The following is a 15,328-nucleotide window of genomic DNA, read 5'->3' on the forward strand; positions in this document are numbered from 1 at the left end:
CGAGCATCGATATCTACTGTACTTTGGCTGGTATGCCAACAAAGAAGCTGCACTTGAGACGCTTCTTGAGGTTCATTTTGGCACTCGCCCTATCGACTGATCATCACCATGACGGCGGCATCGTGAACGCCGCGGCGACGGGTCGCCGCTCACGGGATGTCCAAATCATTGGGGCGGCGGCTGCACCGCGTCGACGTCGACGGCATCGGGGGATCAGCACTTACGGACCGCACGAGAGGGACATCCATGAGTTCGATGGCACGAAAGGCCGGACTCGCACTCACTGCCGCCATGCTGGCCTTCACCGGCACGGTGTACGGCATGACGAGGCCGGCCTCGGCCGGCGTCGTGGCCCAGCTGAACGGTTCACAGCTGATCGCCGATATGGGTGCCGGCTGGAACCTGGGCAACGCGCTTGAGGCCAACAGCAACGGCATCCCGAGCGAGACGGCGTGGGGAAACCCGGTCGTGACGCAGGCCCTCATCGACCGGGTGCGGGCGTCGGGATTCAAGACGATCCGAATCCCGGTCTCCTACCTGGGAAACATCGGGGCCGGCCCGAACTACACAGTCAACGCCGCCTGGCTGAACCGCATCCAGGAGGTCGTCGACTACGCCCACAGGCGGGGCCTTTACGTGCTGATCAACATGCACGGCGACGGATACAAGTCCGTCACCGGGTCCTGGCTGATCTGCGATGCGGCCGACCAGACCACGATCAAGGACAGGTATCAGAAGGTCTGGCAGCAGGTGGCGACCAGGTTCCAGAGCTACGACGACCACCTGATCTTCGAGTCCATGAACGAGAACTTCGACGGGCAGTACGGCAACCCGACCGAGCCCTGCTATTCGAACATCAACGCCTACAACCAGATCTTCGTGGACACCGTCCGCCGCACCGGCGGGACCAATGCTTCCCGGTGGCTGCTGGTGCCCGGCTGGAACACCAACATCGACCACACCGTGGGCAACGGTTTCGTGCTTCCCACCGACCAGAACCGTTCGTCGTCCATCCCGGCCAACGAGCAGCGGATCGTGATCTCGGTGCACTACTACGACCCGTGGGACTTCGCGGGACAGGAGGACGGCACCATCACGCAGTGGGGCGCGGGCGCGACGAATCCCGCGAAGAAGTCAGTCTGGGGACAGGAAGACTTCCTGGACGGGCAGATGAAGAAGATGTACGACAAGTTCGTCACGCGCGGATATCCGGTATTCGTCGGTGAGTACGGCTCGATCGACAAGACGACGTACGACTCCGCGAACAACCGCTACCGCGCCGACTACGCACGCGCCGTGGTGGCGACGGCCAAGAAGTACGGCGCAGCCACCGCCTACTGGGACAACGGCTGGAACGGGCAGCACGGCCTCGGCCTGTACGACCGCAGCTCCCTCACGGTGACCCAGCAGGGCATCATCGACGCCATCATGGGCGCCGTCGGCGGCAGCCAGCCCACCACCCCGCCGACGACCACGCCGCCCACCTCAACGCCGCCCACCAGCCCGGGCGGCACCGGCGCGTGCCGGGTCAGCAGCACGGTCAACGCGTGGAACACCGGCCTGACGACCAGCATCGCCATCACCAACACCGGCACGACCGCCATCAACGGCTGGAATCTGGCCTTCACCCTGGCCGCCGGACAGAGCATCGTCTCCGGTTGGAACGCGAGCTTCTCCCCGGCCAGCGGCAGGGTGACCGCGACCAACGCCGGCTACAACGGCACTCTTGCGCCGGGGGCCTCGGCCAGCATCGGCTACCAGGCCAGCCACACCGGCAACGCCGCCGCCCCCACCGGCTTCACCCTCAACGGCACCTCCTGCAGCTGACCCACCACGACGGGCCCGGGCCGCTGCCGGCGGCCCGGCCCGTTCCCGGCGAACCTGCGACAACCATCACGACGGGTGAGCGGTCGCGTCGCGGGGACTCAGCCCTGCACGGTCCAGGTGGCGAGCTCGGACACCACGGTGCGCAGGTCATTGGTGCGCTCGTAGACCCGGCGTTGGCGGTCCGCGCCGGTACCCTCCTGGCGGAGTCGGGCGAGCCCGGTCTCGACGAGGGGGAGGTCGGCGTGGCGCAGCAGCGCCGGCCGCACCGTGGTGACGAGGTCGTCGACCACGTCCCAGGCCGGCCGGGCGCGACCTTCGCGCAGGTCGAGCAGGGTTCCGCCGAGTCCGCGGTGAGCGGCGTTCCAATGAGCGGCCCGGAGCAGGACGTCCGGGACCTCGGGTGCGGTCAGCCCGGCGGCGATGTCGTCGATGGCGGTGGCGACCAGCGCCCGGATCAGGCCGGTCAGCAGGACGGTGTCGGCCACGGTGGGGCAGACGTCGGCGACCCGGACCTCGATGGTGGGGTAGGTGGCCGAGGGCCGGGCGTACCAGAGGACCATGGTCGCGTCCAGCATGGCCCCCGAGTCGACCATCAGCCGCACGGTGTCGGCGTAGTCGTCGGCGGACTCGAAGAGGGGCGCCGGTCCGAGGCTGGGCCACCGTTCCAGCTGCATCGAACGCCAGCTGGCGTGCCCGGAGTCGGCGCCGACGTAGAAGGGGGAGTTGGCGGCGAGTGCCTGAATGACCGGCAGCCGGGTCCGGAGCTGGTTGCTCACCTGGATCGCCAGCTCCCGGTCGGCGACGCCGACGTGCACGTGGCAGCCGCACACTGCCGGGTCCGCCACGATCGGGCCGTAGTGCCGGGCGATCGCCTCGAAGCGGGGGTTGTCGGTGACGGTCGGCCGGCGTTCGGCGATCGGGGTTGCCCCGACCGCCACCAGGCGCGTGCCCGCCGCGGCGGCCGCCGCCGCGGCGGCCCGGCGTAGCCGGCGCAGCTGCTGTTCTGCCTCGGCGAGGCTCGTGCACACCGGAGTGACCATCTCGATCATGCTGTGCCGGAACTCCGGCCGGCTCTGCTCGCGGATGCCGGCCGGTAACCCCGACAGCACCGCAACCGCCGCCGGCACGTTCTCGCCGTTCGCCGGGTCGAGCAGGAGAAACTCCTCCTCCACACCCAGCGACGGCACGGTGGAAGCGAGGGACTGGGCGGCGGCGATCGCGGGAGGTCTGCCGCCGGTGGTTGCGGGCATCAGATCACCATTCGGATCGGACGGTGGGTCTCACGCCGGACGGGTGGCCTCGAGCAGTACGACGGCGATGCGCTCCGCATGCGGGTAGGCGGGGCCGTCGAGTTCCTCGCCGTAGACGTCCGGGTCCACCTCGAGATACGTCCAGGCCAGGCCGGTGCCGTCGAGATGGTCCGCGGCCGCCTCCCGGAGCGGGTCGCGCCCGCCGATGATCTCGGTGCCGCTGAACAGCACCAGCGAGCCTCCCGGTTCCAGCCGGGCAGCCGCCGCATCGACGATCGCGAGCGACAGCCCGTGCCCGTGCTCCCCGCCGCCGTCCCGGTAGGCGCGTCCGGCGGGGTCGATCATGAACGGGGGGTTGGAGATGATCAGATCGAAGCGGCCGTCGACCCCGTCGAGCAGGTCGCTGCGACTGACCCGTACGCCGCTGGTGCCGGCCAGCGCGCTGTTCACCCGGGTGAACCTCAGCGCAGCCTCGTTGATGTCGACGGCCAGGACCTCGGCGTCCGGTACCCGCTTCGCCACGGCGATCGCCCCGGCCCCGGAGCCGCACCCGATGTCCACCACCCGGCGCACCGGCCGATCGCGGGTCTTGACGTGTGCGACGGCGGCGTTCGCCATCCGGTAGGTGTCGGGTCCGAAGAACACCGCGTCCGGCGCGGTCGTCGGGAAGGCCGAGTGCACGAACAGTTCCGAGTCGTACGAGGAGTACCGGACCAGGCTGCGCCAGTCATCGCCGTCGCGGACCAGCACTCCGGCGGCGTCCATCAGCTCCGTGACCTGCTCGGGCAGTACGCCGTTTCCGAACGGGCGGCTCCAACCCAGGACGTCGCGCAGCCCTTCGGCACGGGCGTTCTCCGGGCGGCGGTTGACCCGTGCGTGCGTGGCCGGTGTGACAGTGGTGAAGGTGTAGCCCCGGTCGCGCAACAGGACGCCCAGACGCAGGAGCATGGAGTCGGCTCGAGTGAAAGCCGTCCCGGAGACCACCGCCGCGGCATCTGTGATCATCATGTGCCCGAGCGCAGTGAGGATCGTCCGGCTTGCCACGAGTCCAGCACGGCGTTCGCCCACCGTGCGTCGAGGGCGAGGGCGCAGCGGGCCCCGAACAGCACGTCGCCGGCCAGTTCGGGCTCGGCCTGGGCGAACGAGCCGCAGAGGTCGTTGGCGGCGATCTGCTCGTGTACCGCGTCCGCCTCGACGTGTTCGTCGTAGAAGGCCGTGGCCGCCGGGCCGCCGCCGAGCCGGCGCAGCCCGGTGCCGTACGCCCGGTTCGGCCCGGACGACGTCATCTCGTAGGCGGCGAGATGCCCGATCAGCGCACCCCGGTTGCGGCGGTGCAGGCCGAAAAGGGACATGAGGTTGTTCGTGGCGAGCGTGGTCGCCCCCACGGCATCCACGTACGCTCCGTATGTCAGGTCGAGGTCGAACCAGCACATGGTCTGTTTGAACAGCTCCTGATGCATTCTGGTGACGGCGCCGCCGCCGTACTCGTCCAGCTGGATCTCGATGAGCGCCGCCTTCGGACGGCCCGCCAGCCGAGGAATGGCCCAGGTGTGCGGATCGGCCTCGCGCAGTTGATAGACCGAGCGGTGGGTGACGAACTCGCGGAACTGCGCACGGGTCGCCCGTCCGCGTAGATATCCGGACAGCGCGGGCCCGTCGTCGTCGGCGACGATCGCGGCCAGCCGCGCCGGCACGGTCTGCGGGTCGGTCCGGGACGGCGGCCCGACGAGCGCGTGCAACTCTTGCTCGAAGCGCCACTCGGCGGCCGCGCGCAGACCCAGCAGGCCGGGATCCCACTCCCAGGCGTCGTCCACGCCGTCCCAGCCGCGGTAGGCCAGCTCATAACAGACGAACAGGGTCAGATGAAGATCGTCGTCATCGTCGAAGACCGGCGCGACCGGCAGCGCGGCGCCCCTCCCGCCGATCGTGTCGATCAGCGCCTCCGACACCCGCCCGCGAGCGCGTGGAAGTTTCATGTTCGGTAAATTCCCGGTATATCCCCAGATAAACGATGTTTACGGTCCTCGATCATGGGGATCCCGATGGGTATGTCAGCCATGATCATTCCTTACCAGGACGGACCACTGATCGTGCGTGGCGATTTCGAGTTGCGTACGCCCGAGGGCGAGCGGATCGATCCCGGCCGCGCCATCGTCGCGTTGTGCCGATGCGGCAAGTCCGCCGTCAAGCCGTTCTGCGACGGCACTCATAAGATGATCGGCTTCCGCGCGGGCACCGATCGGGACACGCCGAGCCCACGATAGGTCGGCTCAAGGCCGGCAAGCTCGGTCTGCGCCCAGCGCAGCAGGACCAGGGCGTCGAGCAGGTCGGCCGCGGGGGCGGGCGCGCGGTCGGTGGCGGGCCGCACATGCTCGATCTTCGCACTCTGTGCGACAGGATCAGACGAGCGTGTCCGGCGCCCTGCAAAGCGTGGTGTTCGGAACCGGCGCACCGTTGCAGCAGCGTCAGCGGATGAGGCCGTCACCGCCGGCCGCGCCAACCGGTACCGGAGACGGGACCGAAGGCCTCCCGTCCGCGGACGCGGGGATTCGAGAGGGCGCCGGGCGTCGACGGCGGCCACGGCGTGCGGGACGCGGGCTGAGGCCGTCGGTGCAGACCAGGGCGCATCTGGCGGCGTGTCATGATGGGCTGGCAAGCTGTACCCCGGCAAGAAAGGTGCCGCGCTCCCATGGCGAGCTTCGAGGCGAGGACTGCCGCCGGGAAGGGCCGGGTCACGGTGGTCCTGCACGGTGAATGTGACCTCACCGCCCGCGCCCAGCTGACCGCCGTGTTGCTGGATGCGGTGGGCCGCGAGGAGTCGGTGTTCGTTGACGTGGCAGGTGTGAGCTTCTTCGACTCCACCGGCGTGCAGGCCCTGGTGATCGCGCATCACGCGGCGCGCAGGCGCAAGGGTCAGCTCTTTGTGGTCAATGCGGGGGGCGCGGTCGCCGCGGTGCTTGAGTTGACCGGGCTGGACGCCTTGCTGCGGGCACCGGCCGAAGAGCGGCGCCATGGCTGAGCAGCCTGTCGACCCTGCTGGCATGACGTACTCCGAGCCTGATGACCTGCGTTCGGTCCGCGCCTTCGTCGCCGAGCAGGCCCGAACGCTGGGTTTGTCGGACGCCCGGATCGATCTGCTCACGGTCGCGGTCAGTGAACTGACCACCAACACGCTGCAGCATTCCGGCGGTGGTGGTCACATTCGGCTCTGGGGCGCCAACGGCCGGCTGTTCTGTGACGTGGTCGACGGTGGTGACCCGCGGCCGCTCGGCCGGGAGATGCCGTCGGCGCAGGCGTTGCGCGGGCGGGGCCTGCCCATCGTGGAACGTATCTGCGATTCGGTCCAGACGGTCGCGGTGCCGGGTGGCACCCTGGTCCGGCTCTGTCTCACCCTCTGACCGGCTCAGTTGTTGACGAGTACGGCCAGCGTGCAGGTGTCGTCATCCGGGCTCGGCGCGTGCAGGAGCTGGTGGATCCGGGGCAGCGGAGCCACCCCCGGCTCGGCGGAGACCGAGCTCAGGTGGGCACGCACCTCGGCGGCCCGCCGAGCGACGTTGCCGCGGCGTTCCACCAGCCCGTCGGTGTAGAGCAGGATCAGGTCGCCGGGGTGCAGCCGGGTGGTGGCGACGGGGAAGTCGGCCTCGGTCTCGGCGCCCAGCAGCAGCCCAGGCGGCGGCGTGAGGTCGATGCTGCGCCCGTCGCGGCCGAGCAGAGGGGCCATGTGGCCGGCCCTGGCCCAGGACAGCAGTCGGTCCTCGGGGCTGAAGACGCCGATCACCGCGGTGCCGGTGATGCCGAGCTGCAAGCAGAGCAGGTTCAGGTGGCGCAACAGCAGGCCGGGATCCCGGATGCCCACTGACAGCCACGCGACCAGGGCGAATCGCATGTGGGCCATGCCATTGGCGGCATCCAGGCCGTGCCCGGCCACGTCGCCGACCGCGAGGGCGACCTGGCCGTCCGGCAGGGTCTGTGCGTGGTACCAGTCGCCGCCCACCCGAACGGCGCTCTCCGCCGGCAGGTAATTGACCATCGCCTGCATGCCGTCCAGTTCGAACGGGCCGGCGGGCACCGGTTGGATCATCTGCTGCAGTTGCCGGGCAAGCCGATGCTCGGCAATCGCGGTCAGTTCGCGGGTCCGTACCTGGTCGTTGAGTCGCTCGATCTCGGTGCGGGAGGCGACCCGGGCGGTCACGTCCTGCACCACTGCGTAGATCTTCACCGGCTGGCCGGCCGCGTCCCGGGCCAGGTCGGAGAGGATCCGCAGATGCTTGACCGCTTCGCCGATCCGGAACCGGACGGTGACGTCGGAGGCCGCCCCGACGTCCAGCGTCTGCCAGGCGGCCTCGGCGATCCCGCGGTCGTCGGGCAGGACCGCGGCGGCCTGGCCGGTTCGGGGCAATGGCCCGTCGGCGGGATCACGCTGGAAGATCCGGTACATCCCCGGGGACCAGTCGGAGCGGCCGGTGGCGAGGTCGTATTCCGCCCAGCCGAGACTGCCCAGGAGCTCCGTGTTCTCCAGCCGGCGGCGATGCTCGTCGACCCGCTGCCACCAGACCAGCAGGCCGCCCAGTACCCGCCGCACGCTGACCTGGAAGCGTGACTCGGCGACCACGCCCGGACGGGACTGCTCGAACTGGAACTCGTCCATCGTCGCGGGCGTGCCGGTACGCATCACCTCCAGGTAGAGCACCCAGAGCGGGCCGCCCACCATGGACGGATACAGCTCGCTGAGCCGGCCGCCGAGCCGTTGCGTGCCACGGCCGTAGATGTCATGGATCTGGTCGCTGGTCGCGGCGACCCGGAAATCGGTGACCGTGCCGTCGTCACCGGCGACCGGCCGCAACCAGGTGCAGCCCGCGGGAATCGCAGCGAGCAGTTCCCGAACCACGTCCTCGTCGGCCACCTTTGCAGCCTAATGGTCCGCGAACCGCCGACACGGCGTCCCGGGGGCGACTTGACGGTGAGCCGGCGACGAGCTGCTGGTTGTACTCGGAGTCATGGTGGGGTGCGCACGGCGAGTAGGGCGATATCGTCTTCGTGGTCGTCGCCGGCGAAGGTGGTGTAGAGCTGGTCGAGCAGGTCGGGCAGGGGCAGGCCGTGCAGGTCGGCCGCTACGGCATGTAGTTGTCGCTCCCGTTCGTCGAACGGTTGCGTGCGGGTTTCGATGAGGCCGTCGGTGTAGAGCAGCACGGTCGAGGCGGGCGGCAGGTGCCGGGTGTGGCTCGCGCGAGGCAGGTGGCGCGGCGCGCCTAATAATGGGTCGCGGCCGGTCAGCACCGTGGTGCCTGCCCGGTCGATCAGCAGCGGGCTGGGATGGCCGGCGTTGGCCCAGTGCAGTTGATGCCCGTGACCGTCGGAGTTCGGGGTCAGGTACGCCAGTACGGCGGTCGCGGTGATCTGGTCGCCGAGGGCGCGGTTGGCGGCCTCGAGGCGGCGCAGCAGCGCGGCGGGCGCCTCGTGCCGGTCGACCAGCAGCAGGCGTAGCTTGCTGCGCAGTCGTCCCATCAGCGCGGCGGCGCGAATGTCGTGACCGGTGACGTCTCCGATGATCAGCGCGAGGCGTTCGGCGTCCAGGCGGACCGCGTCGTACCAGTCCCCACCGACCTGCTCGCTGTGGGAGGCTGGTTCGTAGCGGGCGGCCACCTCGAACGGGGCCACGTCCGGCAGGTCGCTGAGCAGTGCCCGTTGCAGCACTGCGGCCGCGTTCTCCTGGGAGACCAGGTGGTCTGCGCGCTGCAACGCCTGGGCGACGTAGCCGGCCAACGCCGCCAGGACCGTCTGCTCGGCGTCGTCCAGGGTGTAAGGCCGCTTCCACACGAACGTCAGCGCGCCGACCGGTCCGCCGAGGCCGGGTAGCGGCACACTGGCCGCTGACTGCCAGCCCATCTCCAGGAACGTGTCCACCGCGTCCGGTGCCGAGGTACGTACGGACGTCAGGTCAGGTAGCAGGACCGTAGCGCCGTCGCGCACGGCCAGCGCCGATGGGGTGGTGGCCGCACCGACGTAGTGCTCCCATCGGCGGGCGACGTGTGCGGGCAGCGCCAGGCTGGACTGCAAGCGCAGCATTCCGCCCCGGTCGAGCAACGACACCCCGACGTAGGCGGGGTTCAATGTGCCGGTGACCAGATCCCGGACCGCGGCCACCACGTCATCGGCGGTTCTCGTGTTCACCAGCGCGACGCTGGCCCGCAGCAACAACTGACTCCGGTCGAACGCGGCGTCGGACACCGTCGTCAGGGCTCGTGACTCAACCTCACACTGCCGCGCCCCGCTGGTGACGATCCGTAACCGCAGGCTGTCCGAGCATGCCGCAGCAAGATCTGCCAGCAGTGTCAGCTCGCCACGGGTCCAGCGTCGGGGGACGGTGTCGATCGCGCACAGCGACCCCAGCACCACCCCGGCCTCGTCGGTCAACGGCATCCCCGCGTACCCCACGACGTTCAGCTCGGTTATGGCGAGGCTTCCGGTGACCCGCGGGTCGGTCCGCGCGTCCTCGATCACCAGCGGCGCGGCGCTGTCCATCAAATGCTGACAGAACGAGTGCGACAGCGGGGCCTGTCGCCGATGTTGCCAGGGCTCGCCCAACCCACATGCTCCGGGAAACACCTGCCGGTCCGACTCCACCAGGACCACCAAGCCAACCGGAACCCGCAAGACATCCCGCACCAGGACCGCGAAACGCTCGAAAGCCGGATCGGCGGCAGCGGTCAGCCCGGTTCGCCCCAGCGCCGCGACCCGTGCCGCCGCTGCTACGTCGCCGCTCACGCAGCCGCCCGGCGCAGCTGGCGGACGCCCCCCGCTGAATCAACTTGGTGCACCGGGACATAGTCACACAGCGCCGAGCCGGCGAACCCACCGGTTCCGCACATGAATACCCCTCGCCGATGCATCGTGATCTGACGACGAGTTGGCACGACACCAGCCGGGCCGGTAGCCGCCCGGTTCCGGCGGCCGTGACCAGGAACGCCGCGGCCAGGACCGGTACCGCATGGGCGAGGCACGCGGCGGCGAGCAGGTACCCGCGGTGCGGGCGGGCTCGCGGGCCAGCCGGCCGCCGAGCCCGGCGCCGACCGCGAATGCCAGGATCGCCACCAGGCTCGCGACGACCGGCACCCCGCCGACGCCGGCCAGTGCGAAGCCGAAGAACACCACGTTGCCGGTCATGTTCGCCACGAACACATGCCCGAGGGCGAGGTAGCCGAACGCGTCCACCAGCCCCCTCACGACGGTCAGCACGATCAGTAGCCGGGGTAGCGGTCCATGCTCTCCGGTGCCGGCCATGGCGTCTCCTTCCCGCGGTGCCAGGGACGCACCGAGTGCGACCGGTCAGTAGACGGGAATGTGGTGTGTCACGTCGTACGGGAAATGCAGCCGGACCGAGGTGATGCCGCCGCCGGTGTGGACCTTGACGACGTCCGAGAGTTGCCGGGCCAGCCACATGCCCCGCCCGGTGTCGGGGTGCCGGTCGGGTGCGAGGTATCCGGCGATGGGCGGCAGCGGACGCCCGCCCGCGTCGTCGACCTGCACGACGAGGGTGTTCGCGTGCCGCCAGGCGCGTACGCGGACGGGGACGGCGCCGTGGACGATGCCGTTGGTCACCACCTCGGCGACCGCGATGACGATGTCGATGGCCGCGGCGTCAGAGAACGATTGCCGCAGGGCCCAGGACCACACGGCGGTGCGCACCGAGGTGACCCCACCGAGGCCGGACATTGTCAGGTCCAGGTCGGTGTCGCCCGGTAGCGGCGGCAACGGGATCTCGTTGCGGCGGGCGAGGTAGTCGAGGGCCGGGACGTGCTGGACGGACACCAGCTTTCCCCCGTCGATGATCTCGTGGCTGTGCAGTTGGCGCACGTTTTCGATGATCAGAGTCGAATGCCGCCGGGCGTCCCAGATGCAGGTGAGCGGGCAATCGTACGGGGCGATGATGTCGTTGTAGACCACCTCGTAGGACAGGTATTCGGCGGCGCGATCGACCGGGCTGCTCGGGTCGATGTCGGTGGTGATATCCGGCTCGGCGACGATGTGCACGCGCCGGCCCTGGGCGTACTGCTCGGCCGTGTAGCGCCGGAACTCCTCGTACGCGAAGCCCAGCCGCTGGTAGAACGAGCTCGGCTCCCGCCATTCCAGCTGATCGCTCAGCGCGCCGAACTCGGTCCGCACGAGGAGTTCGACCTTGGCGCTGACGATCATGAGGATCCCTGCCCCCCGGGCGACCAGGTCGTTCAGAACCGGCACGAGCCGGGCGCGCACCGCACCGTCCGAGTCGATGATCAACGCGGCGTGTTCGTACGCATGGTCGAGTGGTTCGACGATCTCCTTGTCCTGCGGATCCGGCCAAGTCGTCATCGCCCGGCCTCCGGCGGCGGCGCCTGTTCGTCCGTCTGCGCCTCGACGACGAGCCCGCCCATGGTGAGCAGCCCGCAGATCTGTAATGCTCGGAACACCACCGGCGCGCAGCTCAGCTGGAGAGTCACACCGCTGGGCCGCGCTTCGCAGCCCTTCATCAGCGCCCGGACGCCTGCCGCGCCGAAGAACCTCACCTGCGTCAGGTCCAGGCGGGTCGCCCCGGCGCCGACCTCGGCGGCGATGCGGTCGGCGACCTCCCGCCAGTTCGCCTGCTCGATGTCACCGATCAACCGCAGAACCGGACCGTCCTGTCGGATGGTGCATAGGTCGGCATGCTGTGCATGAAACGGCTCTGCCACGAGCTCAGCCTCTCAAATCACCGTAGCGCCCGGGGCGCACCATTCGGGGTCGATCGGCCGTGGTCGGCGCATGCCGATATGGAGCTTTGGCACCCCCCAAGGTATATCGGCGACACGCTTCCTTGTATCCCTCGGTGGGGTGACGAACGTGCCGATCGGGGCGAGCCGCCCTGCAGCCCTTCAGTCGGAAAGGCCGCCGGTCCCCGCCGCCTTCGACTCCACGTGCGGGGCGGACTCACCGGGTTTATCGTCGGCATCATGGGCGTCCGCACCTGGATAGGGGAATGGCCGGTCTACCGGCAGCTGACCGGCACCGATCCGCTGGGCCGGGGCGCCGCCGCACGGTCCGAACGGTCGCGGTCGCTGACCCCCCGCACCGAGACGGCCGATTCGGTGGCCCGCTCGGTGTGCCCGTACTGCGCGGTCGGCTGCGGTCAGCGGATCTTCGTCAAGGACGGCAAGGTCGTCCAGATCGAGGGTGACCCGGACAGCCCCGTCTCGAAGGGCCGGCTCTGCCCCAAGGGATCCGCCAGCCTCAGCCTGGTGACCAGCGACCGTCGACAGCGCAAGGTGCTCTACCGGCGGCCGTACGGCACGGACTGGGAAGAGCTGGACCTCGACACCGCGATGGACATGATCGCCGACCGGGTGCTCGCCGCCCGCGCGGCCACCTGGGAGAAGTCCGACGCCGACGGGCGCCCGCTCAACCGCACGCTCGGCATCGCGAGTCTCGGCGGCGCCACGCTCGACAACGAAGAGAACTACCTGATCAAGAAGCTCTTCACCGCGATCGGCGCCATTCAGATCGAGAATCAGGCCCGCATTTGACACTCCGCCACCGTTCCCGGTCTGGGAACCAGCTTCGGCCGTGGCGGGGCCACCGGATTCCTGCAGGATCTGGCGAACGCGGACTGCATCATCATCCAGGGCTCCAACATGGCCGAGGCGCATCCGGTGGGCTTCCAGTACGTGGTGGAGGCGAAGAAGCGCGGCGCGAAGATCATTCACATCGATCCCCGGTTCACCCGCACCAGCGCCCTCGCGCACAGTCACGTCGCCGTGCGGGCCGGGGCCGACATCGCCTTCCTCGGCGGCATCGTCAACTACATCCTCGGCAACGAGAAGGATTTCCGGGAGTACGTGCTGGCGTACACCAACGCGTCGATGCTGGTCAGTGAGGACTTTGAGGACACCGAGGACCTGGACGGGCTCTTTTCCGGGTACGACCCGAAACTGAACACGTACAACCAGGCCAGCTGGGCTTACGGCGGGCAGGAGGAACACGGCCAGAGTCACGGCCAGGCACACACCGACCGGGCGACGGCGTCCGGTCTGGAACAGGAATCGCACGGTGCGCCCGTGCCCGCCGACGTCCCCCGCGACCCGACGCTGCGGCATCCGAGGTGCGTCTACCAGGTGCTCAAGCGCCACTACTCGCGCTACACGCCTGAGGTCGTCGAGCAGGTCTGCGGGGTACCGCAGGACAAGTTCCGGGAGGTGTGCGAGGCGTGGACGGCCAACTCGGGCCGGGAGCGGACCACCGCCCTGGTCTACTCGGTCGGCTGGACCCAGCACAGCGTCGGCGCACAGTACATCCGCACCGGAGCAATCATCCAGCTGTTGCTGGGCAACGTCGGCCGGCCCGGCGGCGGCGTGATGGCGCTGCGCGGGCACGCCAGCATCCAGGGATCCACGGACATCCCGACGCTGTTCAACCTGCTGCCCGGCTACCTGCCGATGCCGCACCACAGCCGGCACGAGACGTTCCGTCAGTGGGTGGACGAGATCCGGCACCCGGAACAGAAGGGCTTCTGGGCCGACGCCGAGGCGTACGCGGTCAGCCTGCTCAAGGCGTACTGGGGCGACGCGGCCACCGCGGCCAACGACTGGGGGTACGGCTGGCTGCCCCGGCTGACCGGTGACCACGGCACCTACCAGCAGGTGTTCGACATGATCGACGGGAAGATCAAGGGGTACTTCCTGCTCGGCCAGAACCCGGCGGTGGGCTCGGCCAACGGCAGGGCGCAGCGACTCGGCATGGCCAACCTGGACTGGCTCGTGGTCCGCGACCTGTACATGATCGAGAGCGCCACCTTCTGGAAGGACGGCCCGGAGGTCGCCACCGGCGAGATCGTGCCCACCGAGTGCCGCACGGAGGTGTTCTTCCTGCCGGCGGCCTCGCACGCCGAGAAGGAAGGCACGTTCACCCAGACCCAGCGCATGCTCCAGTGGCGCGAGAAGGCCGTGGAGCCGCCGGGCGACTGCCGCTCCGAACTGTGGTTCTTCTACCACCTCGGCCGCCTGATCCGCCGGCGGCTGGCCGGCTCCGGCGCGGAGCGCGATCAGGGCGTCCTCAGCCTGAACTGGGACTACGCGCTGCACGGGGCACGCGGCGACGAGCCGGACGCCGAGCAGGTGCTCAAGGAGATCAACGGCTATGACTCGGCGACCGGTGAGCCGGTGCCGAACTTCACCTCGCTCAAGGCCGACGGCTCGACGGCGTGTGGCTGCTGGATCTACTCCGGCGTGTTCAAGGACGGCGTCAACCAGGCCGCCCGCCGCCGGCCCGGCGCCGACCAGGACTGGGTGGCCCGCGAGTGGGGCTGGGCGTGGCCGTCGGACCGGCGCACCCTGTACAACCGGGCGTCCGCCGACCCTGAGGGCCGGCCCTGGTCGGAGCGCAAGAAGTACGTGTGGTGGGACCCGCGGGCCGGCGAGAACGGCGAGTGGACCGGCTATGACGTGCCCGACTTCGAGAAGACCAAGCCGCCGTCGTACCGGCCGCCCGAGGGTGCCACGGGCACGGACGCGATCGCCGGCGACGATCCGTTCATCATGCAGGGCGACGGCAAGGGCTGGCTGTACGCACCCGTCGGGCTGATCGACGGGCCGCTGCCCGCACACTACGAGCCACCCGAGTCGCCGGTACGCAACCCGCTCTACGGCCAGCAGGCCAACCCCACCCGCAAGATCTACGACAGCGCCGAGAACGTGACCAACCCGAGCCCGCCGCAGGAGCACGCCGAGGTCTTCCCGTACGTGTTCACCACCAGCCGGCTCACCGAGCACCACACCGCCGGGGGCATGAGCCGCCAGCTCGCGTACCTCAGTGAACTGCAGCCGGAGATGTTCGTCGAGGTGTCGCCGGAACTGGCCCGTGAGCGGGGACTGACGCACCTGGGATGGGCGCACGTCGTGACGGCCCGCTCGGCGATCGAGGCGAAGGTGCTGATCACCGACCGGCTCCGCCCGCTGCGGGTGGACGGGCGGGTCATCCACCAGCTCTGGCTGCCGTACCACTGGGGTGGCGAAGGGCTGATCACGGGCGACCCGGCCAACGACCTGATCGGCATCGTCCTGGATCCCAACGTGCTGATCCAGGAGAGCAAGTCGGGCACCTGCGACGTCCGGGCCGGCCGCCGGCCGACCGGGCCGCGGCTGCCGGAGTACGTCGCCGAGTACCGAGCACGGGCCGGGCTCGCCCCGGATGCGCACACCGCTGTCCACACCACGGATGCCGACGACAAGCCGGGGGAGACCTGA

13 protein-coding genes are annotated in these 15,328 nt (G+C 69.6%); 5 read left to right on the top strand and 8 right to left on the bottom strand.

All coding sequences use genetic code 11. The annotated features are described in order from the left end of the window. Positions 1 to 246 precede the first annotated feature (246 nt). Positions 247 to 1,827, top strand: a complete 1,581-nt coding sequence (locus AB0F10_RS19080) for a cellulase family glycosylhydrolase (protein WP_360626242.1) — start codon at positions 247 to 249, stop codon at positions 1,825 to 1,827. 98 nt (positions 1,828 to 1,925) lie between these two features. Here the strand turns inward: AB0F10_RS19080 and AB0F10_RS19085 are convergent, their stop codons facing one another. The 3 genes from AB0F10_RS19085 to AB0F10_RS19095 are packed head-to-tail and all read right to left on the bottom strand — an operon-like array spanning position 1,926 to position 5,053. Beyond that, complete coding sequence (locus AB0F10_RS19085) at positions 1,926 to 3,077, bottom strand: glutamate--cysteine ligase (protein WP_360626245.1); 1,152 nt, start codon at positions 3,075 to 3,077, stop codon at positions 1,926 to 1,928. Between the two features lie 30 nt (positions 3,078 to 3,107). After that, positions 3,108 to 4,025: a class I SAM-dependent methyltransferase gene (locus tag AB0F10_RS19090; protein ID WP_360626248.1), complete on the bottom strand. Its 918-nt coding sequence runs from the start codon at positions 4,023 to 4,025 to the stop codon at positions 3,108 to 3,110. 56 nt (positions 4,026 to 4,081) lie between these two features. Next, entirely contained in the window at positions 4,082 to 5,053 is a 972-nt protein-coding gene (locus tag AB0F10_RS19095; RefSeq protein ID WP_360626252.1) for an iron-containing redox enzyme family protein, read from the bottom strand. A 54-nt stretch (positions 5,054 to 5,107) separates the two neighbouring features. Here AB0F10_RS19095 and AB0F10_RS19100 point away from each other — a divergent pair, with 54 nt between their 5' ends. The 3 genes from AB0F10_RS19100 to AB0F10_RS19110 all read left to right on the top strand — a co-directional run bounded on the left by AB0F10_RS19100 (position 5,108) and on the right by AB0F10_RS19110 (position 6,475). After that, positions 5,108 to 5,341 carry a CDGSH iron-sulfur domain-containing protein gene (locus tag AB0F10_RS19100; protein ID WP_360626255.1) on the top strand — a complete coding sequence of 78 codons (234 nt, stop codon included), beginning with the start codon at positions 5,108 to 5,110 and terminating at the stop codon, positions 5,339 to 5,341. A 425-nt stretch (positions 5,342 to 5,766) separates the two neighbouring features. Next, a complete protein-coding gene (locus tag AB0F10_RS19105) occupies positions 5,767 to 6,096 on the top strand; it encodes an STAS domain-containing protein (RefSeq protein WP_360626258.1) in 330 nt (109 codons plus the stop codon). A 22-nt stretch (positions 6,097 to 6,118) separates the two neighbouring features. Then, positions 6,119 to 6,475 (top strand): ATP-binding protein, encoded by a 357-nt coding sequence (locus AB0F10_RS19110; protein WP_360626261.1) that lies wholly within the window; start codon positions 6,119 to 6,121, stop codon positions 6,473 to 6,475. 5 nt (positions 6,476 to 6,480) lie between these two features. Here the strand turns inward: AB0F10_RS19110 and AB0F10_RS19115 are convergent, their stop codons facing one another. The 5 genes from AB0F10_RS19115 to AB0F10_RS19135 form a co-directional block, all read right to left on the bottom strand. Beyond that, on the bottom strand, positions 6,481 to 7,980 hold the full coding sequence (locus tag AB0F10_RS19115; protein ID WP_360626264.1) for a SpoIIE family protein phosphatase: 1,500 nt from the start codon (positions 7,978 to 7,980) through the stop codon (positions 6,481 to 6,483). A 92-nt stretch (positions 7,981 to 8,072) separates the two neighbouring features. Further along, positions 8,073 to 9,842 carry a SpoIIE family protein phosphatase gene (locus AB0F10_RS19120; protein WP_360626267.1) on the bottom strand — a complete coding sequence of 590 codons (1,770 nt, stop codon included), beginning with the start codon at positions 9,840 to 9,842 and terminating at the stop codon, positions 8,073 to 8,075. A gap of 63 nt (positions 9,843 to 9,905) precedes the next feature. Continuing rightward, positions 9,906 to 10,358, bottom strand: coding sequence for a YoaK family protein (locus AB0F10_RS19125; protein WP_360626270.1), 453 nt, complete (start codon positions 10,356 to 10,358; stop codon positions 9,906 to 9,908). 45 nt (positions 10,359 to 10,403) lie between these two features. After that, on the bottom strand, positions 10,404 to 11,426 hold the full coding sequence (locus tag AB0F10_RS19130; protein ID WP_360626273.1) for an ATP-binding protein: 1,023 nt from the start codon (positions 11,424 to 11,426) through the stop codon (positions 10,404 to 10,406). Next, positions 11,423 to 11,785: an STAS domain-containing protein gene (locus tag AB0F10_RS19135; protein ID WP_360626276.1), complete on the bottom strand. Its 363-nt coding sequence runs from the start codon at positions 11,783 to 11,785 to the stop codon at positions 11,423 to 11,425. Before AB0F10_RS19135 ends, AB0F10_RS19130 begins: the two co-directional genes overlap by 4 nt. 258 nt (positions 11,786 to 12,043) lie before the next feature. Here AB0F10_RS19135 and fdh point away from each other — a divergent pair, with 258 nt between their 5' ends. Beyond that, a complete protein-coding gene (fdh, locus tag AB0F10_RS19140) occupies positions 12,044 to 15,328 on the top strand; it encodes a formate dehydrogenase (protein ID WP_360626279.1) in 3,285 nt (1,094 codons plus the stop codon).

This window comes from Actinoplanes sp. NPDC026623, assembly GCF_040638275.1.
Taxonomy (GTDB): Bacteria; Actinomycetota; Actinomycetes; order Mycobacteriales; family Micromonosporaceae; genus Actinoplanes.